A 25,271-nucleotide genomic window follows, 5' to 3' on the forward strand; every position below is an offset into this window, starting at 1 on the left:
TCTATAAATAGATTAATTTCGAAATCATATGAAGCTTATTTTATATGATCAAGAAGCAAATATCTGCCTCGTATTTTAGCTACATCTTAACGGCGCCAATGGTCATGCCTTTGACGAAAAAACGCTGCGCGAAAGGGTACACGAACACGATCGGAACCGTCGTCACGATAAGAACCGCCATCGTATACGTCTGTGTCGTCAGAGTAACCTTCTGGCTGTTCATGCCCATGAGGAGCAGTCTGTCCGTCGTATTTTGGGATTCGTTCAATATGGCTTGAAGCACCATTTGTAGCGGATGAAGCGACGGGTCGGACACGTACATCAACGCATCCAGCCATGAATTCCACTGGGCGACCCCCACGAATAAAGCAATGGTGGCGATTACCGGATAACAGAGCGGAAGAATTACACTGGTCATAATCCTCATTTCCCGCGCGCCGTCTATTCTCGCAGATTCCTCCAGGTTATCGGGTATCGTTTCGAGGAATACCTTCATCAGCAACATGAAGAATGTCGAATAGCAGCCAGGCAAAATGTAGACAAGAAAGTTGTTCATTAAATGAAGGTCATGAATCAGAATATACATCGGAAGCATTCCGCCGCTTACGTACATCGGAATAACGAAGAAAATGAACAAAGGCTTCTTGAATTTGAAGTAGGCTTTGGACATGGAGTATGCGCATAATCCAATGACGACAAGCGATAAGGCTGTCCCCAGCACGGTTCTCGCCAGCGAAATAAATGCAGCGTTCAAGATCCGATCGTCCAGAAAGATTGCATGATAGTTTTGCAAGGTAAAGCCTTGTGGCAGGAATACGACATTGTGCTGCTGTGCCTTCAGACCGTCACTAACTGAAATAATCAGTGCGTAATAGAAAGGATATAAGGTTACAACGCATAGAATCAGCAGCAAGCACACCATGATTACATCGAATGCGGTAATTTTCTTCAAGCTTCTCGCCTCCCTATCGCTCTGCTAAAACAGCGAGTATCCCGTTAATTTTTTCATCGTTTTGTTCACAGTGAACAATAGTAGCAATCCGATTAACGATTGCGTGAGCCCGACAGCGGTTGCATAGCCATATTCGCCCAACCGAACGCCTTTGAAATACGTAAATACGTCGATCGTATCTGAAGTGCTCGCGATCATAACATTTCGCATCGGGTATAGTGCATCGAAAGAACTGCTAAACAAGCTGCTGACGGATAGGATAAATAGAATAATGATCGTTGGCATGATGCCCGGAATAGTGATATGCAAAGCTCGTTTGATTTTGCCTGCTCCGTCTACCGAGGCTGCTTCGTACAATTCGGGATTGATAGAAGTCATTGCCGATAAATACAATATGGAATTCCAGCCCATTTCTTTCCATAAGGCGGAGAGAATGAAAATGATCCAGAAATAGCTTGGCTCCCTGAAAAATCCGATGCTTTCGACGCCAAACCAGCTGAGTATCCTATTGAACGATCCCGAATCCTGATCAAGCAGGTTGTAGAGAAGTCCGCTTATAATGACCCAGGAGATAAAGTGCGGAAGATACGTAATGGACTGCACGACTTTTTTCATTTTTTGAAACCGAAACTCGTTGAGCAAAAGCGCAAATACGATAGGTATCGGAAATCCGATCAGCAAATTCAGCAAACTGATCGCCACCGTATTTCTCAAAGCATTTTTGAAATCAGGATCTTCCAGAAAAGCTTTAAAATTGTCCAGTCCGACGAATTTACTTCCTGATAATCCTTTAAGCAAATCATAATCCTGGAAAGCCATTATGACGCCGTAAATCGGTTTATAGTTAAAAATAACCGTATATGCGATGGCAGGAATGATGAGAGCAAACAGGATAAGCTGTCTTCGCCAGTCTTTGCGCAAGCGAGCAAACCATGGCACTTTCACGTTTATTTTGTGTGACATTTCAACTTTCATTCAACCAACTCCGTATGTCTTTTTTTCTAAATTATACGGTTGAGAATTTTTTATAACAATAAACAAATACAAGCATTGTGTATAAAAATCGCGTAAGTTTTCGTCACATTTTGATAGATATGTCTACTTTCTTTGCAAGTTTTTCGGTCGTCGCGGAATAAGGTCCATTCCGTATTGAAATTGGTATATATTCCGTTTATAGTGTACTAAGGCGCGATCAAAAAAATAATAGACCCATTGATTGCCCGAAAAAAGAGTAAGTAGCGCTTATGACAAGTACAACCAATTAATCCTCTATTTTTTTGATCGCGCCTAAAAGGAGGAATGGACGTTGAAAGGCAAAGCCTGGTTGCGTAATCTTTCTATTAAATACAAAATTGCCATTGCCATGATTATGATTGCCACCGTCCCCATCAGTACCTTTGGAATTATAGCCAATATCAAAATCGCCGGCATCATCGATAATTTGGCCGAATCAAACTCGGAGACCGTCCTCGATCACACGATAAATAACATTGAATATCTAATGAACGATGTAAGCAAACTTGGCGTACAACTCGGAAACTATCAGGAAATCAAACAATACAACGATATGACATTCAGCAATATGGATCGTATTCTACAAATCAAGAAGATTGAGCAATACCTTTCACTGATCCTTGGCAGCAACCCTTATATTTCTTCTATGTACATCTGTTTTGCTAACGGTACGATCGTTACCGTTAGCAATTTAAGCGAATATGAGATTAGTCATTACAAGAATTTCAATGTATACAAACAAGCACTCGAGCCTGAAAGCCGAACGTTATGGAGTGGCTTTCATGAAAATGAATTCCGGGATTCAAAACACAAAACTGTGATGACATTCTCGCTTCCGATTTATTCGCTCGATAATTCCACCGCTTCCGGCGTCATCATATTGAATATTCCCATGCCTGTCATCAACAACATTTCGGTTGCTGGTCTCATGAATAAAGAAGACAACCTTTCGATCATCGATCTGAATGGCAATTTTATGTATACTATGGATAAGCAGACCCCGGAAAACCTGGAATCCAGCTACGTGCACACTATATTGGACAAGGGAGTCCTCCACGGAAACTTCATCCACAGTAACGAAGGGCGCAACGAATTCATCAGCTACAAATATTCGAACGTAACGAAATGGATATATGTGACTAAAGTCGACCTCAGCGAAATGTACAAGCAATCCCACATCGTCAAACGGTTTTCGATTTGGGCCATCCTCTTCTGCATTCTCCTGTCGGTTATTTTGTCCATGCTTCTGGCGTCCAATCTTACGAAACCCGTGCAGAAACTGGTCAAATCACTTAGAAGGGTTGAAAAAGGAGATTTCACCAGCGAAATTGCAGTTGTATCCCACGATGAAATCGGGAGATTAACGGCAACCTATAATAAGATGCTGGGAGAATTGAGGAGCCTGATGGAACGGATCAAATCCGAAAGCCGGCTAAAGAGGCAGTCTGACTTGAACATTCTGCAAGCACAAATCACACCACACTTTATATACAATTTTTTGACTACGATTCGCAGCATTTCCCGAAGCCAGGAAGACGAACGTATCTACAAGCTTACTTCCGGTCTTATCGGGTTGTTGCAGACAAGCATTAGCAAACAAGTGACATTCGTCACGATCGAGGAAGAGCTTCAACTCGTCCAGTCCTACGTTTATTTGCAACAAATCAGGTACAATAACCAATTTGAAGTCGTTTATGAAATCGATGAGACTCTAAAACCATTTCGGGTTCTCAAAATGTTGCTTCAGCCTCTCGTCGAGAACGCTTTATTCCATGGAATGGATTTAGTGAAAGGCGACGGCTTGCTTCGAATCTCCATTCGGTCGGATAACCATACCATCATCTTCTCAATTGCAGACAATGGCAAGGGTATGACCGAGGAGCAAATGCGCAAGCTGTTTGCAGACGGGAATCAGGGCGTAGAAAAGAAATATCGGGGGATTGGAATCAAAAATATCCGGGATAGAATCAAACTTTACTTTGGAGAGAGGTTCGGACTTCAAGTCGAAAGCAAGAAAGATGAAGGAACCCTCATTACGATCACAATGCCCTTAATCAAAGACGAAAGCGAGTGCGAACAATATGTATAAAGTTTTTATCGTGGATGATGATTATACAGTCAGGACAGATCTGAAGTATATGATTGATAAAAACAAGAAATACGTCTGTATCGGCGAAGCAGAAAATGGCGAAGTCGCCTTGGATCGCATACGGGAAACTAAACCCGATATCATTCTTCTTGATATTGAAATGCCGGTTATGGACGGACTGACATCGCTTCCGCTTATCTTGAAGGGCTCAGATTGCCGCAAGGTAATCGTCTTGAGCTGCCATGACGATTACGATAACGTCAGGCTTGCCATGAAGCACGGTGCCGCGGAATATTTGTTAAAACAACGAATGGACGAGGACAATCTCTATAAAACCCTGAATCAAGTAGCTTCTCTTATTGATAATGAACGGATTTCGGAGAAGGAACGAATAAAGCGGCAACGAGACGATACGATAAACCTGCCCGCAGTCATGAATACCCTCGTTATCGATATGATTCGAGGACATATAACTGATGTGGAACTCATCGGCATGAAGATCGGCGCTATTCAAAGCCAATTTTCCATGGATAAACTGGTCGTCAGTTGTCTAATCATTGATGAGAACGAACGCCACCCCACTTGGAAAGACGAGCCTTTCGTATTTGCAATTGGAAACGTACTGGGAGAGATCATCGATAACATGAAAGGAACCATTTATGGAAAGTCGGACAAAAGAACATTTTACATGATTTCAGGATTTCGCGCTTCCGACAGCTATTTATCTATTAACAATTTTATTTACGGCTTAGTTGACGAAGTCTCCTCCGCGATACAACGATGCTTAAAGCTGACTGTAACAGTCGGCGTTAGTCCAGTTCATGCCACTTTTTCTCAAGTTTCAGAAGCGGCCAGACAAGCAAGTCTGGCGACAGAATACTCCTTCTTCTCAGGAAAAGGAAGTATCATTCACTATACAGAGATTGAAAAGCATACAGAGAAATGGAGCGCAGATCGAAGAAAGGATCAAATCAAATCTATAATCTTGAATATCACTAAAGAACATGACCAGGTTGAGAATACGATCAATGCTTTAGCATCCGAGTTTCGATTGGAGCTACTGGATATCCAAACCATAAAAGATTTCCATACAGAATTGATGTTCGCGTTCAATCAGAAAGCTGAGGAGTTATCCCTCACCCAGAATATCGGTCATTTCGATACAGCATGGCCGGATTTGGAACTATCTGAATACACAAGCTGGCTTGTGAAGTTGATCATGAGAATCCGTGAAGAGTATTTGGAAAGAAAACACTCTAAGTTCTCCCGTAGCGATATTGCGAGAGCTTTAGCCTACTTGGATAGCGATTACATGAATATAACCAGCCTTAACGATGTCGCCAAACATATTAACCTGAATAAATCGTATTTCTCACAAATCTTTAAAAGAGAAATAAAAGAAAATTTTACTGTCTACTTAACCAAACTACGTATCGATAAAGCCAAAGCCTTGCTTTCAGATAGTGACACCAAAGTTTATGAAGTCTCCTCTCTGGTCGGGATTGAGAATTATCGCTACTTCTCTAAAGTCTTCAAAGAACTGACGGGATTGACCCCTATAGAATATCGGAAAAGAAGTCAAGCACGGGAATAACGTGGAAGCCAGGACACTTCTACAATTATATGCTAATATTCAAGTAATGGGGGTCAGAAGATGAAACAACTAATACCTTACGATATAAAAATCTACACAGATATAAACTTAGGAATTTTCAATCCAATCCAAGCTCAAATTCATAATTCCTTTTTATTCAATTTTAAAGAAAAAACGAAAAATGATGACATTGCAAACAACGACTATACCATTTTGGATGTATCTAATAGTGGGAAACTTGTAGCATTGGCTTCAAAAAAATGGGACAACAAAAATCACAATACTTTTATTGTGAAAAATGTAACCACGGATGAGACTATTTTTCTAACCAATAAATACTTGGTCTATCAAGCATATTTTTCGCCAAATGAAGATTATCTTATAACAAGTACATATAAAAACAATGGATTTTGCTTGAAGATTGGAGGGGATTTAGAACTGAATAAACTCCCCTTTTCCGTAGGTGGCGGAATTTTGTACCAGAACAAATATGTAACAGTTAATGAACGTAAAAAATCAAGTTTAACCGTATTTGACTTTAAGCATCTTTCATTTTCTGAATTTATTATGAATGAAACCAAAGTCACGCTGCAGCAAGTGAATACAGATACTTCTAATCATCTATATACTATTGATAAAAATTTCGTTGTAAGAAAACACAATTCTAGTATGGAATGTGTCTGGGAAACAAAATTCAAAAAAGATGACTATAACTTTTGCAATTGTGCACCCAAATTTTTCATAAAGGAAAGCTTAGATTTATTAGTTTTTTATGCCCCTAATCAAAAATCAGACATTAAACCAAGAACATATATAGGATTAAGATTATCTACAGGAGAGAAGATAGAAATAGAAAATAAAGGAGAAGATACAGGATTTATTGAATCTATATTTTTTGAGGGTAAGGTAATTGACAGTTTTGGAACAACTTTAGACCTTGAAACAGGGTTAACAGAACATATTTTTAGATAAATTCCGAAGTTTCTGGAGTAACTCCCTCTACCAGGTTTTAGGTGCTTTAGTGCCTTAAACCTGGTTATTCGTCTGAACTTCCCGACTGGAAAAACCGGGGGAACCGCCCTTCCATGGCAGTTTAGCTGAAAGTATATTATAGGTTAATTTATAGTATAATGGTTAGAATGGACAACAGGAAAAGAGGGAACGAATGCCTACTATACTAGTTGCTGACGACGATGTGAACATTCGCGAACTCGTCTGTTTATTTCTCCGCAACGACGGATTCGAAACAGCCGAAGCCGCGGACGGCAAAGAAGCACTGGCCGTATATGCCTCAACACCTGTCGATCTTGTCGTGCTCGATATTATGATGCCTATTATGGATGGCTGGACGTTATGTAAGGAGCTCCGAAGAAGCAATCCTGATCTTCCATTACTTATGCTGACTGCGAGAGGCGAAACCTGGGAGAAAGTGAAAGGTTTCCAACTGGGGACGGATGATTATTTGACGAAACCATTCGATCCGTTGGAGTTGACGGTTCGTGTTAGGGCACTACTGAAACGATACAAGATTGGCTCCACGCAGACGATCCGGCTCGGCAGCGTCATTCTTGATCGGCAAACATATAAGGTCATGAGAGGAACGGAGTCATTCACGCTGCCCCTCAAGGAATTCGAATTACTTTATAAGCTCGCTGGAACACCCGGACAAATCTTTACGCGCGAGCAGTTGATCGATCAAATTTGGGGGATCGATTACGCTGGAGATGATAGAACGATAGACGTACACATTAAACGCCTGCGCGAACGGTTCGCAACTACACCCGATTTTCGTATCGAAACGATGCGTGGGCTTGGCTACCGGCTTGAGGCAAACGAATGATCAAATCCTTATATACACGGGTAGTCCTGACATTTCTAGTCTCCGTCATCGGGGGCACTATCATTGCTTTTTTTGTGTCAACCTGGTTATTTGAAGAAAATTTGAGCAAAAACTCGCAAATTGTCTTACGCAATTTTGGACAAGACATCGTCCGGATTTACGAGACAATTCCGTTACGTGAAGCGAACTCGTTCGTGAGTGGAATGAAGCAGCTCAATTCTTATCATATTCGAATTTACGAAGCAGCGGATCAGTTCTATTCTTACGGAACGCTTAACGGACACAATCCTGCTACTGTAACTACGGAACAAGTAAAGAAGGTATTAGCTGGAGAAGTTGTTCAAGTCCATACGAAGAGTATTGCTGTTGTTCTCATAGGACTGCCGTTGAAAACTGAAATGGGAATGAAAGCATTGTTTGTGGAGGCAATCACTCCACCGTCCGCTTCTTTCGTCCTCAAGTGGGGATTGAGTTTTGCAGGCTATTCGTTGATCGCAGGAAGCTTATTTATTTTAATTGCTGCCATGTTCCTAGTAAGACCGATCAAAAAGCTGACAAAAGCAACTAGGCGGATAGCAGCTGGAGATTTCAACATCAAGCTGAATATTAAGCAATCGGGTGAGCTCGGTACTTTGGCTCGAAGTTTCGAAGAAATGATGCACGATCTGCAGCAGCTTGAGCAGATGCGTAGAGACTTCGTATCGAACGTGTCGCACGAAGTTCAGTCACCACTCACCTCGATATCCGGCTATGCTATAGCGCTCAAGCAAGAAGACATCGCAGTTAACGAGCGAAGACGTTATCTGGATATTATTATCGCTGAAGCAGATCGGATGTCTAAGATGAGCGATAGCCTGCTCAAGCTGAGTTTGCTTGAATCGCATTCACAGCAGCTGCGATTGGTCACGTTCAGCCTTGATGAACAGATCAGACGAGTCATCGTGGCGATCCAGCCGCAATGGTCGGCTCGCCACATCCGTTTCGATCTCAATTTAAAAGCTGTTAGCCTAACGGCTGATCCTGATCTGTTAAACCAGGTATGGACGAATATTCTCGGCAATAGCATCAAATTTTCCATGGATGGCGAAATGATTAGCGTCAGTATCAAACAAGATATCAAAAACGTAACCGTTCGAATATCCGACACGGGCATTGGTATCTCTCTCGAGGACCAGAAGCGTATATTCGATCGTTTTTTTAAGGCCGATCGTTCCCACAGTCGTAAGTATGGCGGCAGCGGTATGGGACTTGCCATCGTTAAACAGATCGTATCGCTTCATCAAGGCGACATTCGAGTGGAAAGCGAACCGGGCCGAGGAACGACCTTTATTGTCACCTTACCCATCATAACTCCGACGGAGTAAGTAAATTCATACAGATACAGTTACTGTTACTGCATCAGTTGCAGTGTCAGTATCTGCACCAAAAATGTAACAGTAACTGTATCAGTCATATAAAGCAGATCCACATTCTCCATGCTACGGTATTATGTGCAGACTTCCCTGCATGATATGCCGCAGCATTTTTTTTCTCTCGTTCATATTCAGTTCATATTGTCGTCATGAAGAGTACATCTTCGTTGTGTAAGCTTTCCTTAGCGGCCCGTTAAGACAGTTCAATATACAGATAACGACAGGAGAAGATGAACGTGAAAATTCGAGACATAATGAAGATCAAGCCGGACAAGAAAAGTGGGGAACCAGCTAGTAAGATGAAAAAATTGCTTATCATTTTACTGAGAGTATTAGCAGTATTAATTATAGTAATCGTTCTTTTTATAGCCATTGTTTTTGCCTATAATAAGATCAGCAGCAAATCAGAGGCGGGAAAAATAATACCCTATGGTCAGTCTGTAACAGTAGATGGGAAAAACATGAATGTTTTGATTCAAGGACAAGGCGAAGAAACAATCGTACTCCTTCCAGGATATGGAACAGCTGCGCCAGCACTTGATTTTAAGCCGCTAATTGAAGAGTTGTCACCGTTTTACAAAGTCGTCATGGTTGAGCCTTTTGGTTATGGATTAAGTGATGGAACCCAAAAAGAGCGAACCACAGAAAATATTGTGAGTGAAATTCATGAAGCGCTGCAGAGTCTTAATATTGACCGTTATATTCTAATGGGTCACTCCATTGCAGGCATTTACGGAATAGATTATGTCAACAAATATCCAAATGAAGTGAGCGCGTTTGCGGGGATCGATAGCAGTGTTCCAACGCAAGGCGGTATGGATGTTGAGTTTCCAATAGGAACCTTTAAGCTACTCAAACAATCAGGTTTCGGCAGATTAATGTTTAAATTTGGTGAGGATCCATATGCTGGGCTGCCCTATGATAATGAGACAAAGGAACAAATAAGAATGCTTTCTCTCAAAAACATGTATGAATCCACCACTTTAAATGAAATGGAACATATTTATCCTAATTTTGTTGCAGCTCGAAATTTATCATTCCCAAAAGATCTTCCCCTTATTTTCTTTATTCAAGCGAATAATACGGGTGTAGAAAGATGGATACCACTGCATGAAGAGCAAATCAAAGATTCTGTACATGGAAAAGTGATGACATTTGAAGGAAGTCATTACTTACACCATACCAAATCAAAAGAAATCACTGAAAACTTAAGGTCATTTATGGCAGAAATTAAGTAAGAAAAACGCCTTGCGGTTACCTTTGATGAGCGTGTTCGTGACGTGAGAGCGTTGAGGAGGTAATGGATGTGGGCTCCAGCCGCTGTTAAAGATTTGTTCCCTTGAATGGAATGGATGTAGAGGTTGGAACAAATCTTTAAAGGCGGACGCTACCGCTCTTCCGCCCACAGCCATTCCCTCTCTTTAGATACAATCGCACGAACACCAAGCTCAAACGGACTGCCAGCAAGGGTTTTTCTCTTGGCCGGAAGAGATTTCCTAGCGGACGAAGGCACTGGAGATGAAGATCCCGTGCAGTTGAGGGGAGCTGATGCTTTAACGATGATTTTCATCGTTAAAAGCACCGGCTCCTCTCCACGTCCTTACTTTAACGATGAAAATCATCGTTAAAATCCCTTTTAACCCCCTGAAGAGGCCATCCGCCCTCTTTTAACGATGAAAATCATCATTAACGTGGCAGATTGACCTGGAACACTTACTTTAACGATGAAAAACATCACTAACGTGACTTATTGCCTGGAAACACTAAGTGTTCAACAAAAAAACATCCTGCCCGTTCGTTGGGCAAGATGTTTTTTGTTGAATAGTAAAGTCATCATTTATGATCCAAATGTTGAAGGGTAAGCAGAAAGATCTGCTCTACGTGGTCATCGTCCAGAGAATAATAGACCGTTTTCCCTACTTTGCGCCGCTTGACGATACGCAGGTTACGCAGGAAACGAAGCTGATGGGATACAGCCGACTGTCCCATTTCCAGCACCTCGGTTAAATCATGTACGCAAAGCTCGCATTGCTGCAGGGCATGAATCATTTTGACCCGTGTTGGATCGCCCAAAGCTTTAAACAAATCTGCCAGCTCTACAGCTGTCGATTCGGATACCAGCCTGCTCTTTACGCGCAGCACGTCCGCTTCCGTCCCATTACAGCTTTCCTCACAAACAGCAGTCTCAACCACTTCTTTATTCATACCGTGCCCTCCGCCCCACTTTGTCCTGTTTGACATTATAGCACAGAAAGGGGCAAATTCGTAAATATTCCGATGTCATCGCTGTGAAGACTTGTTGGAAGTCAGCAGCAGCATGATCGTAATAAGCACAAAGGCAGTTAAAGCGAGAAAAGGAATCGTAATAAATCCGAGCCAGTTGATATGTTGAGTGGTGCACGGTACCCCTTGGGTACATGGTTTAATCGCTGCAAACCCTGGAATTTTCTGCTCCATATAATGAAAAGCAGCTATGAGCGCTCCGATAATGGAAAGTGGAAGGATATACTTTTTAATCGCTGTATCCTGATAAAAAGCCGCAATACCAAGCAGTACACTTAACGGATACATCAGTATGCGCTGATACCAGCACAGCTCACAAGGAATAAAATCCCTAATTTCGCTGAAATACAGACTTCCCAGTGTGGCTACTACCGCTATGAGCCATGCTATATAAAGCGTCAAATCACGAAATCGCACCGCCCATACCTCCGTCCTTCCGTTCCCCTATTTTTCCCGGGTTTCTTATTTCTTCAGCTCATCTTCAATTGTTTTGGTGATTAATGCATAATCAAATGGATTTGTTATCACGATATTATTGATCATAATCGTAGGTGTTTGTTCAACTTTGAATTTCTTTACAAGTGCTTCATCCTTATTGACCTGTGACAAGGTCGTCCGGCTGTCAATCGCTTCCCGCAGCTTACCGGTGTCGATGCCTAAATTGATTGCACCTGCAATCTCGATCATCTTATCGGGAGTAAGCCAGAGGCTGTCATGATCAAGATCTGGCTGGGCATCGAAGATTGCCTTATGAAACGGCCAGAAAGCATCCGGAGTATTTGCCAGAACAGCTTCACCGGCGAGAGCACCCACTGTTGATTCTTCACCGTGGAACAGCACGTTTACATAAGAAAACTTGGCTTTACCCGTGTCAATATAGGATTCCGTCAATTGAGGCAAAATCCGCTCTCCCCAAGCTTTACAGGATGGGCATTTATAATCGCCGAATTCGACAATAGTTACCTTGGCATCTTGTTTGCCGAGTACAGGTTGTCCCGTAATATCAGGAGCCGATACGGATGTGACACTTTTGTCCGTATTATCAGCCATTCGCGTTAACGCAAAGATAGCTACGAATAAGACCACCAAAACCAGTGTAAAGATAACGAGGTTACGCGACATGTTTTTGTTTTTTTTCATATTTCCCCCCAGCTTATTTAGTAAACGGTTTCTCTTTGTTTATTTTCTAAATATAACATATGAACACCTGCTCATCAATGAATATTATGTTACAGTTCCTAGTATTTTGCGGGTTTAAATAAGGACTTACAAGCCATAAACAGGCGGCAAAAAAACAAAAATGGGTTTGACAAAACAAGCAATACGGCATATTATATGAGCATGTATTCATGTATAATATCGAAAGAAGGTTTTTATAATGAATGAATACCGTGTTAAAGGTTTATCCTGCGGACACTGCGCACAGATGCTTGAGCAAGAAATTCAACAATTAGAGCATGGTGACACCACAAAGCTAAGCTTTAACTCCGGCAGATTGCTCGTTGATCCCCAAATAAACTTATCTAAGGTAGAACATATTCTCAAATCAGAAGGCGCGTATATTGACAAACAGCCGAGCGCTCTGCCCAAACGGATTAAAAAGCCGGCACAGGCTCAACAGCACTCCCATGGCAACGATCATAGCCAGCATAATGAACATCCGGACCATCATCATGAGGATGGACACAATGGTCACGAGCACAGTCATGCTCCTCCTGGGCATGATCACAGTCATGGACATGAACATGAGCATGAGCACGGTGACGAACATAGTGATCAGCACGATGAACATGGACACGATCATTCCCATTCCGGCTCCAACTCTCGTATGCTAAAGCTATTAATTTTTTCAGGTGCCATCTATGTTGCTGCACTATTACTCGCAGGACAGTTAAATGAATCTGTCATCATCGGCATGTACTTGTTTGCCACAGTAATCAGTGGATACACTACTTTTATTCGCGGCGTAAAAAATCTGTTTCGTTTAAAATTTAACATCGATACATTGATGTCAATCGCCTTAATTGGTGCCATCGCTATCGGTGAATGGAAAGAAGCGACACTCGTAGCCGTACTTTTCGGGCTTAATGAGCTGCTGGAAGGTCTGGGGATGGATAAAGCCCGCCGTTCCATGGAAACCCTGCTGCAAGTTGCCCCCAAAGAAGCGATTAGAATCGACAATGGAGTCGAAACCGTCGTTCCCATTGCAGCTCTCCAGGCTGGAGATATCGTACTCGTGAAGTCAGGTCAAAAAATTCCATCAGACGGTATCGTTACAGAAGGCAAAAGCTCAGTAAATGAAGCAGCGATCACCGGGGAATCATTACCTGTAGAAAAGGAAACCGGAGAATCCGTTTTTGGCGGAAGCATTAACAACGAAGGTGTACTGCGAATCCGGATCGAGAAAGCCTATAACGATTCTTCGCTTGCCAAGATTCTTCATTTGGTTCAAGAAGCGCAAGAAACCAAAACGCCAACTGAGCTTTTCATTAACAAGTTCGCCAAATACTATACACCGCTTATTATGATCGTCTCAGCATTCGTCATTCTCATTCCGCCCCTGCTATTAGGTGGAGATTGGAGCAAATGGCTGTATCAGGGCCTAGCCGTTCTTATTGTTGGATGTCCTTGTGCGCTGATTTTGTCTTCACCTATCGCCATAGTAGCCGGAATCACACGAAATGCCCGCAATGGCATCCTGGTCAAAGGCGGCGTATTCCTGGAGCAGCTGGGGAAAATAGACACCCTGGCCTTCGATAAAACCGGTACACTCACCAAGGGAGAGCCGCATGTCGAACAAACGGTTGTTTATGACGAGGAGCGTTTTTACCGGGTAGTCGGTGCAGTTGAGAAATCATCCTCTCACCCCCTTGCCAAAGCCGTCATGAAAGAAATTACTGCAAGAGGGATAGAGTTAGCAGAAGCAGAAGACATTCAAACTGTCACTGGGCGTGGGATTGTTGCCAAGGTGGATGGGGAAACCTACTGGCTCGGCAATGAGAAAACAATGGAGCATCTGAGCATCGAAGGAGAAGTCCGCTCCACAATCGATAAGCTCAAAAGTGAAGGCTTAACGCTCGTCCTGGTTGCAGATACGCAGCGTATTCTCGGTATGTTCGGCATCGCCGATGAAATCCGTGAGGAAAGCAGGCAGGTCATTGCCGCCTTGCATCGCGCGGGTATCCGTAGCACAGTCATGCTGACTGGCGACCACCAACAAACAGCCGAGAAAGTTGCCGCGGCGGTCGGGGTTTCAAGCTATTTCGGCGGCTTGCTTCCGGAAGACAAAGTGAACAAGATTAAAGAGCTCAGCCTAACCGGCAAGGTAGCCATGATCGGAGACGGCATCAATGATGCCCCTGCACTAGCCACCGCCCAGCTTGGCATCGCGATGGGCAAAGGCACCGATAGCGCCATTGAAACAGCGGACATTGTGCTGATGCAGGATCACCTCGGCAAGCTGCCTGAAGCCGTAGCGGTTGCCAAGCAGGTGAACCGGGTTATCCGGTTCAATATCATCGTATCGCTCGGCTTGAAGCTGATTGCCCTGCTGCTGACCATCCCCGGATGGCTGACCCTATGGATAGCCATTTTGTCCGACATGGGCGCTACTATATTTGTAACACTTGTCAGCCTTACTGTGTTGATTCAGAAAGCTAAGAAGTGAACCATATCCCTCCCCTCTTCAGCTTCAATCGCACGAATTCACGAACAGCAAGCTCAAATCGAAGTCAGCCTAGGTTTTTCTTTTGAATGTAGGAAATTCCCCCGCGGACGAGACGCTGGGACTGAGGAATGCGCGCAGTTGAGAAGGACCTGCTACTTTAACGATGTTTTTCATCGTTAAAAGCACCAGGTCCTTTCCACTTCCTTACTTTAACGATGAAAAACATCGTTAAAATCCCTTTTAACCACCCCATGAGGCCATCCGTCCTCTTTTAACGATGAAATTCATCATTAACGTGACCGATTGACCTGAAACACTTGTTTTAACGATGAAAAACATCGTTAAATGGAGCACACGCTCATTTCGGCAGAAGGCGAACTGCCAGCAGAAGTTGCTTCCTGAGGGGAAGGAATCATGGCAATAGGAACCATCTACGCTTCCTTTCTGATTCCCTTGGTGAATGAGGGGTGATATCTCCCAATTTAGCACAGTAACGCTGCACCGCGTGATAAAAAAAGGACCCGCCTCATTTTGAATGTGGCCAGGTCCTTTTTTTATACCATCAGAAAACTTGGGTAAGCTCGGCAATCCTCATCTAATATGCTTGATTTGAATCATGATCTGATACATCATTTGAGAAAGCTTGGAGTGCCTTCCGGTAAGCGGAATGCCAGCAATTTGCCCAATCTCCTCCGCCACCGCTGCAATCGGCTTGCTCTCGGTTTGAATATGTGTTTCAAATAATGGATCGCTTAGCGCTGCCACGCACTTGGCCACCTGCTTAGCGTTCCACGAGCCCGGACCGTCCCCACGTTTGCGCAGTCTCCGCTGTATCGTCTCTTCAGAAGCCAGTAAAGAAAAATGTTTGATGGGGATCTGTTCTTTTTGCAGTGCAGTGATAATCTCGTAAAAATATTCCTTCTTGATCAGTGTCATGGGCACGATAACGACGCCCTCATAATTTGCATCCAGATACCGCAAGGTTTCCGCAATATACGTCCTCCAGATGGAGTAGTCCTGAAAGTCATCTTTTCGTATTCCCTTAGGCAGATCTTTCTGGATACGGAAGCCAAACCTTTCCGGGTCAAATACAAAGCTATGCTTTATTCTTCGATTCAGCTCATACGAGGTTTGTGTTTTTCCCGCACCAAAGGAGCCATTAATCCATATGATCATTATTAAGACCTCCAACCATGGAAGTGCGATTATAAAAGACTATAAGCGAACTTATGCAAACTTAAGCGAACTATAAATCAGCCGGATAAACCAATCCAATTTGCTTGCGAGCCTCATCCATCAGCTCCATCACCGTCAGCGAGTTTGCAAAGGTATTTACTTCCGACTGCTGCTTTCCACTTTTGATTAAGTCGATAAAAGCTCTTGTCTCATACATCATGGTCTCATTAACTTGCGGTCTAGTCAGATCCTCAACGCTACCATCCCGGTAATGAATCTGCACGCTGTGAGGTTGGCTTATTTTATCTATGACCATATAGCCAGCTTCTCCCTGAATTTCGGAAGGCAGCGATGAAGGCGTGATTTTGGAATACATAATGACTCCTTCCATCTCTCCATACCGGGCAATCATGCTTCCTTCGCCATCAACCCCGGATTCGAGCATCACCGCATTCGCTTGGACACCGTCGGGCTTCCCAAACAATACGACCATCGGATACAGGCAATATACACCAAGATCCATCAAGCCCCCATTAGAAAAAGCAGGCATGAAAGCATTCATCACATTTCCCGCCTTGTAGGCATCATAACGTGAAGAATATTGACAGTAGCTCGCAAAATATTTCCGTATTTTACCCAGCTTATGCAAATTGTCCTGAACAGCCTGAAAGTTGGGCATCAGCGTGGATTTCATCGCCTCCATAAGCACAACGCCATGCTCCTGGGCGGCGGCGATCATCTGCTGCAGCTCCTTCACATTGGAAGCAATCGGCTTCTCACACAGCACATGCTTCCCGTGCTTCATACAGCGTACAGCCTGCTCTGAATGATAGGAGTTTGGACTGGCTATGTAAACGGCATCGATCTTATCGCTCTGCGCCATCGTTTCCAAATCTGTATAAATAGCACTTGCCCCATACTTGGAAGCAAATGCTTGCGCACGCTCTTCAGTCCTTGAGTAGACAGCCTCCAGCTTAAAATCCTCCAACTGCTGCCCGGCTTGAATAAATTGTTCAGTAATCTGGTTCGTGCCAATAATGCCAAAGCGTATCATTTCTGATTCCTCACATTCTTACAGCTTGAATTTTTCGTCTCCTCTCATCTTATAAGATTCCCCTGGCTGTGACAATGTTCTACCTGAACAACATCTCGATGAACTTGCAATGACTTGCCAATTAAAAAAAGAGAGGAATCCAAGGATGCTCAAAACAAAAAAAACACCCGGGTAGAGGATGCTTTTTGTTTAAAATTAATTTATCTCTTTTGAAGTGCTTTGACATCGTCACTAAATGCATCTTTGTATTGTTGATACAAACCAGTATCAAAATCATAGTTATCGTCCTTTGCAACCGGAGGATTTGCTTGGATTTGAGCATACAAGCGGTCAATTTCACCGGAAAGCTTGGTCCACACTTGTTTAATTCCATCATATTCTTCATTTAATCCATTGATGTAATCGTCGTACTCCTTCTTTTTAACCATGGTTTTCCCAAGTCTTTCTATTGTGAAATCAATATCCAGCGTTTCACCGGTACTGCCTGTTCCTTGCTTAACATACCAACTTATATTTACGAAACCTTCATTCCAGATGTCCGAAGTTAGAAATTTGTTTATCTCCCTAAGTGTTCCTTCTACGGTCGGTTCTTCATTCGAGGGAGTCGACGCGACGTTTCCAAGATGCTCTTGTATAACTTCTGCTAATTTTTCTTCATCTGTTTTCTCTTTTCCGCCACAACCGGCAATCAATAAAATAAAAACTAATAAGAACAATAAATAATGCCTTTTCCTCAAACCCATAACCATAATCTCCCTTTTCGTTTTCATAAATCATACAATAACTGGGAGGTTTTTTCAAATATTTTATGGGATTAAGGAGATTTCCTAGCGGCTCGGGCGCTGGGGATGAAGAGCGCGCGCAGTTGAGAACCTGATGCTTTAACGATGAAAACATCGTTAAAATCCTTTTTTACCGCCCACAGAGGCCATCCGTCCTCTTTTAGCGATGAAATTCATCATTAACGTGGCTGCTTGACTTGAAACACTTACTTTAACGATGAAAAACATCGTTAAGTGAAGCACACGCTCCATTCATTAATGTGCCAAACCTTTTCTAGCTTTCAAAGTGCTTATCCATACAGCAAGAAGAATAACGAATCCCTTGATCAGCATTTGATTATAGGATGTAACATTGAGTAAATTCAGGCCATTGTTCAAAAAGGATATGATGCAAACGCCCACCACGGTGCCCATAATTTTACCTTCTCCGCCAAAAAGACTCGTTCCCCCCAGCACAACTGCGGCAATAGCGTCCAGCTCGGAGCCCGTCCCTGAATTGGGAGTCCCTGCCGAGAGCCGGGAAGCTAAAAGAATCCCGCCAAGCGCGGTCACCATACCCCCAAAAACATAAACACCAATTTTCGCATAGGGAACGTTAATCCCGCATAATCGGGCTGTCTCTTCGTTATCCCCAATCGCATATACGAACCTGCCAAAGCGTGTATGGGTTAACAATATATAACCAATAATAACAACTATAATAGCTATACATATCGGGATGGGGATGACACCTAAATATCCGCGCCCCAAAAAACTAAAATCAGGGCTGCTGATCACAATAGGTGTTCCTTTCGTATAGGCAAATGCTATTCCTGATAAAATCGTCGTCATGGCCAGTGTCATAATAAACGGAGGAATACGTTGAAAAGAAATAGCAGCACCCGTGCATAATCCGATGATGCCGCCAATGACGATCGTCAGCAATACCGCTAGTGGCATCGGAATTCCCGCTGAAATCATACCGGCAACAACGACCCCGCTAACGGCCACCTGCGAACCAACGCTTAAGTCGATACCGCCCGTAATGATAATAAACGTCATAGCCACAGCCATAATCATAAGCACAGCCGATTGTCTAAACACATTTAGAATATTGTCCAGCGACAAGAAATCAGCGGATAAGATGGACATAACGATGAAAAGCAAAACTAATCCTAAAACCGCACTGCCTTTATCAAGTATATAATGGGTCAAGCTTTTTGATATCGGATTATTATTCATGTAAACCGCCCCCAAAAGCTAATCTGAGTATATTTTCTGGCGTAATGTGATCAGCTTCCAAGACATCGCCTATTTTGCCTTCACACATGACAATGGCCCGGTCGCACATCCCTACTATCTCGGGAATTTCTGACGAAATCATAATGATTCCCACACCCTGCTCAGCCAATTGGCTAATTTCAGCAAAGATTTCCGCTTTTGCCCCGACATCCACGCCCCGGCACGGCTCATCCAAAATGAGAATCTTCGGTTTTTGTAATATCCATCTGGCCAGAATGGCTTTCTGCTGGTTCCCGCCGCTTAAATCGGATATTTTTTGCTCGATGTTGGACACTTTAATTCTCAGCTTTTTCTTATAATCCTGGACGACATCTCTTTCCTTCTTTTTATTAACCAGAAACTTTTGTTCAAATGCTTTCAAATTCGCCAGCGTCACATTTTCCCGTACATTCATCTTCAGGACTAAACCGGTTTCTTTCCGATTCTCCGTTACAAATCCAATCCCCAGTCTAATGGCGTCACGAGGCTTACGAATCTTCAGCAGCTCCCCGTCGATATAGAACTGTCCCTCATCTATTTTCAATAAACCAAATAATGCTTTGGCAATTTCCGTTCTTCCAGATCCGACTAAGCCCGCGATTCCTAAAATTTCTCCTTTTCTCAACGCAAAATTGATGTTGTTCAACACATTTTTTTTGTTTAGATTGCGCACTTCCAAAATCGTTTCCCCTATAGGCACATTAACTTTATTAAAATAATCCGTTACCTTCCGGTTAACCATCAATTCAACCAGATGATTCGTATCTGCAATCTCCGCTGTTTTCAACGTTTTAACGAGCTGACCGTCCCGCAGGACCGTAATCGTATCGGTAATCCGAAAAATCTCTTCCATACGATGAGAAATATACAGGATACTCACACCGCGGTTCTTTAAATCCGTGACCAAACTAAGCAAAATCTCTGTTTCTCTTTCCGATAAAGAAGAAGTAGGCTCATCCATAATTAAAACCCGGGCTTGCTGTGAAACAGCTCTGGCTATCTCGACCATCTGTTTTTGGGAAATGCTGATGCTTTTTACGATTTTTTTCGGATCCAGATCAATATTAAGCGATTGCAGAATACTCGCAGCTTCCTTAAACATCCTATTCCAGTCTATCAAACCCCATTTGGTTTTCGGCTGGTTGCCCAAAAAGATGTTTTCAGCTACCGTTAAATGATTCGCCACCGTTAATTCCTGATAAATACAATGAATGCCTAAGCTTTTGGAGAGTTTTGGGTCCATATGCCCACTTACTTTTCCGTCAAAATAAATCTCGCCGCCGTCTTTGGAGTACGCCCCTGTCAAAATTTTTATTAGCGTGGATTTCCCAGCCCCGTTCTCCCCAACGATAGCTTGGATGCTGCCAGGCATCATCGTAAGAGAAACCTTGGATAAAGCCGGAACTCCATTAAATTTCTTTTCTATCTGTTTCAATTCTAAAATGGGCTGAATCAAGGGATTTCCCCCTTTTTCTTGTAGTTTTTTACTAAGCTTTACTGCAAAGGGGTGTGGGAGGAAGAGCGGTAGCGTCCGCATTTAAAGATTTGTTCCAACCACAACATCCATTTCATTTAAGGGAACAAATCTTTAACAGCGGCTGGAGCCCACATCCCTTTCCTCCCCCAAGCACCCACATCACGAACACGTTCCTCAAAAGACGCCGCAAGGCACTTCTTCTTACTTGAAATATTCGCCCACATTCGCTTTGTCCATAAGAATTACCGGTGTATCAATTTGCTTATCAACGGCTTTACCGCTTAAGATATCATTCACGGCTTTAACCGCGGATTCACCGATCAATGTCGGCTGCTGCTGAATCATGCCCAGAATCATTCCGCTTTTGATGCCATCTGCTGCTTCCTTGGTGACATCAAAGCCTACAATCTTTATCTTTTCATTTTTTGTTGATTGCAATGCAGCCAATGCGCCCAAAACACTGCCTTCAGCCGTAGCATACACATATTTAAGGTCCGGGTTAGCCTGAATCATATTTTCCACCACATTTAAGGAGTCTTCCCTCTGGTAGCCGGGCTGTTCATTAAGAATAGTCACTCCTTTTACATCCTTCAGAGCTTCTTTAAACCCACGCAGACGTTCTTGCTGTATCATGGATTGAACACGTGTGATGACGCCAATTTTGGCTGGCTGCCCACTGGACTCAATCTCTTTTTTGAGATAATTGCCTAATTCCACTCCGGCCTTGTAATTTTCGGTTCCGATGAACGTATCGATTTTATCCGAGTTAATAACCAAATCCGCAGTAATGATCGGTATTCCTTTGGCTTTGGCTTCTTCGAGAGCGGGAACTATAGCTTGGCTATCCGTGCCGATAACAATCATCGCGTCAACCTTTTTCTCAATAAAATCCTCAATGCCGGCAACTTGCTTGTTAATTTCCAGATTGGGATCATTGGTCAGAAGCTTTATGCCGTTTTCTTTGGCAGCTTTCTCAATGCCTGTATTCATATCGATGTAGAACTGGTGCCTTAAGGTAGGCATAGCTACACCCACGGTTATTTGTTTGTCACTACCACTGGTCGTCTGATTGTCAGAGGAGCCGTTTTTTCCGCAAGCAGTCAAGAGCAAAGCACACATCAATATACCGATACAGCCTGTTTTTAAAAGTTTACCTGGCATATTTCTTTCCCCCTTAAAAATTATCTACTAAAATGATAGCGCTTTCTTAATAGGCAATGATCGCCCAAGCTTCCACATATTGCTTTTGAGATTGCTTTTGAGGTTACTTTTTAGATCACTTTTCAGGTTGCTTCTGAGGTTAGTTTTGAACAAGGCCCAGGCTCTGATTAAATTCAATATATTCATCCAGTGTCGGCAACGAGGATTGGGCACCCCTTCTAGTTACAGATAAGCTTGCTGCTTCAACAGCTTTCTGAACAGCAGTGACCAGGCTTCCATCTTTACACCAAAAACTTGTAGTCGCAGCAACAAAGCAATCACCAGCAGCCGTTGAATCAATCGCATTTACTTGCGGTGAAGCATAGTGCACCATCGAATCTGCTGTTTTCAAAACAGCCCCTTTAGCACCTAAAGTAACAATTACATGTTTAATCCCCTTATCGAATAAAGCTTGTGCAGCATGTTCGGAGAAATTAGCAGCATTCACTTCTATTCCAGTCATCTGGGAAGCTTCCGTTTCATTGACGATAAGAAGATCAACTAACTGCAGGACTTCAGGTTGGATCGATACTACCGGTGCCAGGTTCAATACCAGCTCTACACCTAATTGATGAGCCTTTTGAATCAGGTACTCTCCTACCTCTTGCTTCATTTCCATCTGCATAATGGCGAATTTGGCTTGCTTCAACATCGGCTCCACATCATCTATGTCCTGCTTGCTGAGAAAAGCGTTTGCACCCACAAAAGTAACAATGGTGTTCTGGCCGTCCTTATCCACAGAAATTACGGCCATGCCCGTATCTGACTCGGGTGTATAGCGAACATGGTCATGATTCACCTGATTCCGCTCAAGCTGCTCCTTCAGCTTACTGCCCAGGTGATCATCTCCGATCCGGCCAACCATGGCGACCCTGCAGCCTAGACGAGAAGCGGCCACTGCCTGATTTGCCGCTTTGCCGCCTGGATCCAGACTGAAGGTTGATGCTGCAATAGTTTCTCCAACGCCCGGAAGATGATCCACATAGGTTACAAAATCCATGTTAAGGGTCCCAAAAACAACGATTTCTATTTCATTTTTCATTGGGGGCTGCCCTCTTTCTAGCTTAGCTTAATTGTGTATTTGTACTTGTCTGCCCTGTAGACCATTTGTGTGTATTCATAAGGTGTTCCATCTTTCAACTTGGTTAATCTGGTTAATAATAATACTGGAGCACCCGTAGAAATATGGAGTACAGAAGCTTGCGAATCATCGGCCAAACTTGCCTCTACGCTCTCCTCGGCTCCTCCAAGATGAACACCTTCTGCCGCCAGCGCCGTATATAGAGAATCAGTGGTAAAATCATACTTGTCCAGCTCTACCTGCGGCGTAATCGACGTATTTAAAAAAGTCCTGTGGAGTCCGATCGGCAAACCATCAACGAGCCGAATACGTTCCAATTTCATAACCTCAGCTGTAGGCTGAATATGAAATATTCTTTGCAGCTTCTCGCTGGCCTTTACTGCTGTATGATGCAGAATGAGTGAACTGACCTGATGCCCTTTCTCATTCATATCCTGAGTAAACCCGGTCAAATCGGGCCTGATCGGTTCCAGCTTGGGACTAGCAACAAAAGTGCCTACGCCCTGTGCCCGGGTTAAAATTCCGCTGGAAACGAGTTCTCCCAACGCTTGTCTCACCGTAATTCTGCTGACCTTGTAGATTTTTTGTAATTCCATCTCAGTTGGTATGGCATCCCCTGGAAGCCATTCTTTATTATCAATTTTTTCTATAATAACCTCTTTTAACTGAACATATAACGGGAGGCGATTCTCTCTATTCACTTTTGCCATGGAAGGACCTACCTTTCTTATTCCAAACGTAGTGCTGCACTATGTTATGTTATCATAACAAATTGTAATGCCAGCAGCGTCCCTCGTCAATGACAATTTTATTACTTGGCCTCCGAGCCTTACTCCCCACGCAGCTGAAGAACAACGTCCATAAGCTCCTTCACACGGGCAGCCTCTACCTGGTTCCACCATAAGCCGTCTTTTTTTACATAACTGCCAACAATACATCCATTACAATGGGAAAGGATTTTTTGGGCATTGCCTGGCGTCATTCCGCTGCCAACAATCACAGGCAAATCCGTGTTGCTCTTAATGCCTTCAATTTCATCCGTGGATGTTTCATCACCTGTACGGCTGCCTGTGGCAATTAACACATCTGCGTCAAAGAAAATCGCATCTCTTGTTTGATCTGCCAAGCTGCGGTCAGCAACAATGGAATGACTTCCATGCTTCACATGAACATCAGCAAATATCTTAATATTATCCCCTTTGATATTGGAACGATACCTCATCGCTTTCGCGGAAGCCCCTTCAATGAAACCTTCATTGGCGACATAAGCGTTCACCCATTGATTCACTCTAACGAAAGGCAGATCATTAGCTTTGGCAACAGCCAGAGCAACCAGAACACCGTTGGCAAGGCAGTTGATGCCTATTGGCAGATTAGTTTCTCTTTTAATTCTTTCTGTTAACGCAGTCATTGCCGCGACCGTTTCCATCCCAATGTCTTCCGGTTTGCAGAAAGGAATATCACCGGCATTCTCGATCATGAGCCCATCCACACCGCCTTCTTCCAAAGCGCGGACATCATTCATCGCAAAATCATATATAGCATCCAGATTCCCACCTTTAAAGTGTGGCGCACCAGGAAGAGCTTTCAAATGAACCATACCTATGATCGCCTTATCTGTTTTAAAAATATCCAATACCGAATTACTTTTTGCCGGAAAAATAGTTGATGACATATTAACCTCCTGAAATGATGTGATAGTTGCCCATTTACAAAAGACGACAGCCAGGCAAGGGTACTTTGATGTACAATGCAGTTTGATGCAGTTCAATTTGATAATTAAAAAATAATTAAAAATAATTAAAAACAATTAAAAACAATCAATGCAATTTGATACAACTTTATTATTTAGTATCAATCTGGAACCACCCGCCCTCAACACAGTTTATGATGTCATGTTGTCATAACAAATATATGACCTTTTATTAACATTGTCAATAAAATTTTTTGAGGCCGATTTCAGCACTCATATCTTTAACAAAATCTTTAACAACTTTAATAAGCAGCCACTCTTCCGTCCCCAATTTTGTCAGGTTAAGCCGGCAAAATGTGTGCGGTCTTTCGCCTACATTCTGCCGCTTCAGCCACGTCCAAGCACATTGTGTATGATTTTCCGCCTACATTCTGCCGCTTCAGCCACGTCCAAGCACATTGTGTATGGTTTTTCGCCTACATTCTGCCGCTTCAGCCACGTCCAAGCACATTGTGTATGGTTTTTCACCTACACTCCGCCGCTTCGACCGTGCAAGCACATTGTGTATGGTTTTTCACCTACATTCTCCCGCTTCAGCCAAGTCCAAGCACATTGTGTATGGTTTTTCGCCTACATTCTACCGCTTCATTCACGTCCAAGCACATTGTGTATGGTTTTCGCCTACATTCTCCCGCTT

22 protein-coding genes are annotated in these 25,271 nt (G+C 43.2%); 7 read left to right on the forward strand and 15 right to left on the reverse strand.

Going from position 1 to position 25,271, the window contains the following annotated elements:
• Positions 1–79 precede the first annotated feature (79 nt).
• A complete protein-coding gene (locus J2Z66_RS25705; RefSeq protein WP_209975595.1) occupies positions 80–952 on the reverse strand; it encodes a carbohydrate ABC transporter permease in 873 nt (290 codons plus the stop codon).
• A gap of 24 nt (positions 953–976) precedes the next feature.
• Positions 977–1,927, reverse strand: a complete 951-nt coding sequence (locus tag J2Z66_RS25710; protein ID WP_209975596.1) for an ABC transporter permease — start codon at positions 1,925–1,927, stop codon at positions 977–979.
• A 331-nt stretch (positions 1,928–2,258) separates the two neighbouring features.
• Here J2Z66_RS25710 and J2Z66_RS25715 point away from each other — a divergent pair, with 331 nt between their 5' ends.
• From J2Z66_RS25715 to J2Z66_RS25740, 6 genes are all read left to right on the forward strand, one after another.
• On the forward strand, positions 2,259–4,055 hold the full coding sequence (locus tag J2Z66_RS25715) for a sensor histidine kinase (protein WP_209975597.1): 1,797 nt from the start codon (positions 2,259–2,261) through the stop codon (positions 4,053–4,055).
• A complete protein-coding gene (locus tag J2Z66_RS25720; protein WP_209975598.1) occupies positions 4,048–5,649 on the forward strand; it encodes a response regulator transcription factor in 1,602 nt (533 codons plus the stop codon). The genes J2Z66_RS25715 and J2Z66_RS25720 overlap by 8 nt, the downstream gene beginning before the upstream one ends.
• A gap of 60 nt (positions 5,650–5,709) precedes the next feature.
• On the forward strand, positions 5,710–6,621 hold the full coding sequence (locus J2Z66_RS25725) for a hypothetical protein (RefSeq protein WP_209975599.1): 912 nt from the start codon (positions 5,710–5,712) through the stop codon (positions 6,619–6,621).
• A gap of 193 nt (positions 6,622–6,814) precedes the next feature.
• Positions 6,815–7,489, forward strand: coding sequence for a response regulator transcription factor (locus tag J2Z66_RS25730; protein ID WP_209975600.1), 675 nt, complete (start codon positions 6,815–6,817; stop codon positions 7,487–7,489).
• On the forward strand, positions 7,486–8,853 hold the full coding sequence (locus J2Z66_RS25735) for a sensor histidine kinase (protein WP_209975601.1): 1,368 nt from the start codon (positions 7,486–7,488) through the stop codon (positions 8,851–8,853). The genes J2Z66_RS25730 and J2Z66_RS25735 overlap by 4 nt, the downstream gene beginning before the upstream one ends.
• Positions 8,854–9,200: 347 nt before the next feature.
• Complete coding sequence (locus J2Z66_RS25740; protein WP_209975637.1) at positions 9,201–10,139, forward strand: alpha/beta hydrolase; 939 nt, start codon at positions 9,201–9,203, stop codon at positions 10,137–10,139.
• Positions 10,140–10,288: 149 nt separating this feature from the next.
• Here the strand turns inward: J2Z66_RS25740 and J2Z66_RS25745 are convergent, their stop codons facing one another.
• The 4 genes from J2Z66_RS25745 to J2Z66_RS25760 form a co-directional block, all read right to left on the reverse strand.
• Positions 10,289–10,471 (reverse strand): hypothetical protein, encoded by a 183-nt coding sequence (locus J2Z66_RS25745; RefSeq protein WP_209975602.1) that lies wholly within the window; start codon positions 10,469–10,471, stop codon positions 10,289–10,291.
• A gap of 263 nt (positions 10,472–10,734) precedes the next feature.
• The gene (locus J2Z66_RS25750) at positions 10,735–11,106 is read right to left on the reverse strand and encodes an ArsR/SmtB family transcription factor (protein WP_209975603.1); all 372 of its coding nucleotides are present in this window, start codon (positions 11,104–11,106) and stop codon (positions 10,735–10,737) included.
• 75 nt (positions 11,107–11,181) lie between these two features.
• Entirely contained in the window at positions 11,182–11,601 is a 420-nt protein-coding gene (locus tag J2Z66_RS25755; RefSeq protein ID WP_209975604.1) for a disulfide oxidoreductase, read from the reverse strand.
• Positions 11,602–11,646: 45 nt separating this feature from the next.
• On the reverse strand, positions 11,647–12,324 hold the full coding sequence (locus tag J2Z66_RS25760; protein WP_209975605.1) for a DsbA family protein: 678 nt from the start codon (positions 12,322–12,324) through the stop codon (positions 11,647–11,649).
• 238 nt (positions 12,325–12,562) lie between these two features.
• Between J2Z66_RS25760 and J2Z66_RS25765 the strand changes: the two genes are divergently transcribed.
• The gene (locus J2Z66_RS25765; RefSeq protein ID WP_209975606.1) at positions 12,563–14,851 is read left to right on the forward strand and encodes a heavy metal translocating P-type ATPase; all 2,289 of its coding nucleotides are present in this window, start codon (positions 12,563–12,565) and stop codon (positions 14,849–14,851) included.
• Between the two features lie 591 nt (positions 14,852–15,442).
• Here the strand turns inward: J2Z66_RS25765 and J2Z66_RS25770 are convergent.
• The 9 genes from J2Z66_RS25770 to J2Z66_RS25810 form a co-directional block, all read right to left on the reverse strand.
• Positions 15,443–16,027: an AAA family ATPase gene (locus tag J2Z66_RS25770; RefSeq protein ID WP_209975607.1), complete on the reverse strand. Its 585-nt coding sequence runs from the start codon at positions 16,025–16,027 to the stop codon at positions 15,443–15,445.
• A 70-nt stretch (positions 16,028–16,097) separates the two neighbouring features.
• Positions 16,098–17,081, reverse strand: a complete 984-nt coding sequence (locus J2Z66_RS25775; RefSeq protein ID WP_209975608.1) for a Gfo/Idh/MocA family protein — start codon at positions 17,079–17,081, stop codon at positions 16,098–16,100.
• Positions 17,082–17,281: 200 nt separating this feature from the next.
• A complete protein-coding gene (locus J2Z66_RS25780; protein WP_209975609.1) occupies positions 17,282–17,824 on the reverse strand; it encodes a hypothetical protein in 543 nt (180 codons plus the stop codon).
• Positions 17,825–18,118: 294 nt separating this feature from the next.
• The gene (locus J2Z66_RS25785; protein ID WP_209975610.1) at positions 18,119–19,084 is read right to left on the reverse strand and encodes an ABC transporter permease; all 966 of its coding nucleotides are present in this window, start codon (positions 19,082–19,084) and stop codon (positions 18,119–18,121) included.
• Positions 19,077–20,579 carry a sugar ABC transporter ATP-binding protein gene (locus J2Z66_RS25790; protein WP_209975611.1) on the reverse strand — a complete coding sequence of 501 codons (1,503 nt, stop codon included), beginning with the start codon at positions 20,577–20,579 and terminating at the stop codon, positions 19,077–19,079. The genes J2Z66_RS25785 and J2Z66_RS25790 overlap by 8 nt, the downstream gene beginning before the upstream one ends.
• Before the next feature lie 222 nt (positions 20,580–20,801).
• Positions 20,802–21,761, reverse strand: a complete 960-nt coding sequence (locus J2Z66_RS25795; protein ID WP_209975612.1) for a substrate-binding domain-containing protein — start codon at positions 21,759–21,761, stop codon at positions 20,802–20,804.
• A 139-nt stretch (positions 21,762–21,900) separates the two neighbouring features.
• The gene (rbsK, locus tag J2Z66_RS25800) at positions 21,901–22,842 is read right to left on the reverse strand and encodes a ribokinase (RefSeq protein WP_209975613.1); all 942 of its coding nucleotides are present in this window, start codon (positions 22,840–22,842) and stop codon (positions 21,901–21,903) included.
• A gap of 17 nt (positions 22,843–22,859) precedes the next feature.
• Positions 22,860–23,591 (reverse strand): GntR family transcriptional regulator, encoded by a 732-nt coding sequence (locus J2Z66_RS25805; RefSeq protein WP_209975614.1) that lies wholly within the window; start codon positions 23,589–23,591, stop codon positions 22,860–22,862.
• 119 nt (positions 23,592–23,710) lie between these two features.
• Positions 23,711–24,556: a BtpA/SgcQ family protein gene (locus tag J2Z66_RS25810; RefSeq protein ID WP_209975615.1), complete on the reverse strand. Its 846-nt coding sequence runs from the start codon at positions 24,554–24,556 to the stop codon at positions 23,711–23,713.
• Positions 24,557–25,271: the final 715 nt, after the last annotated feature.

The sequence above is a fragment of the Paenibacillus eucommiae genome (genome assembly GCF_017874215.1).
Classification (GTDB): domain Bacteria; phylum Bacillota; class Bacilli; order Paenibacillales; family NBRC-103111; genus Paenibacillus_AI; species Paenibacillus_AI eucommiae.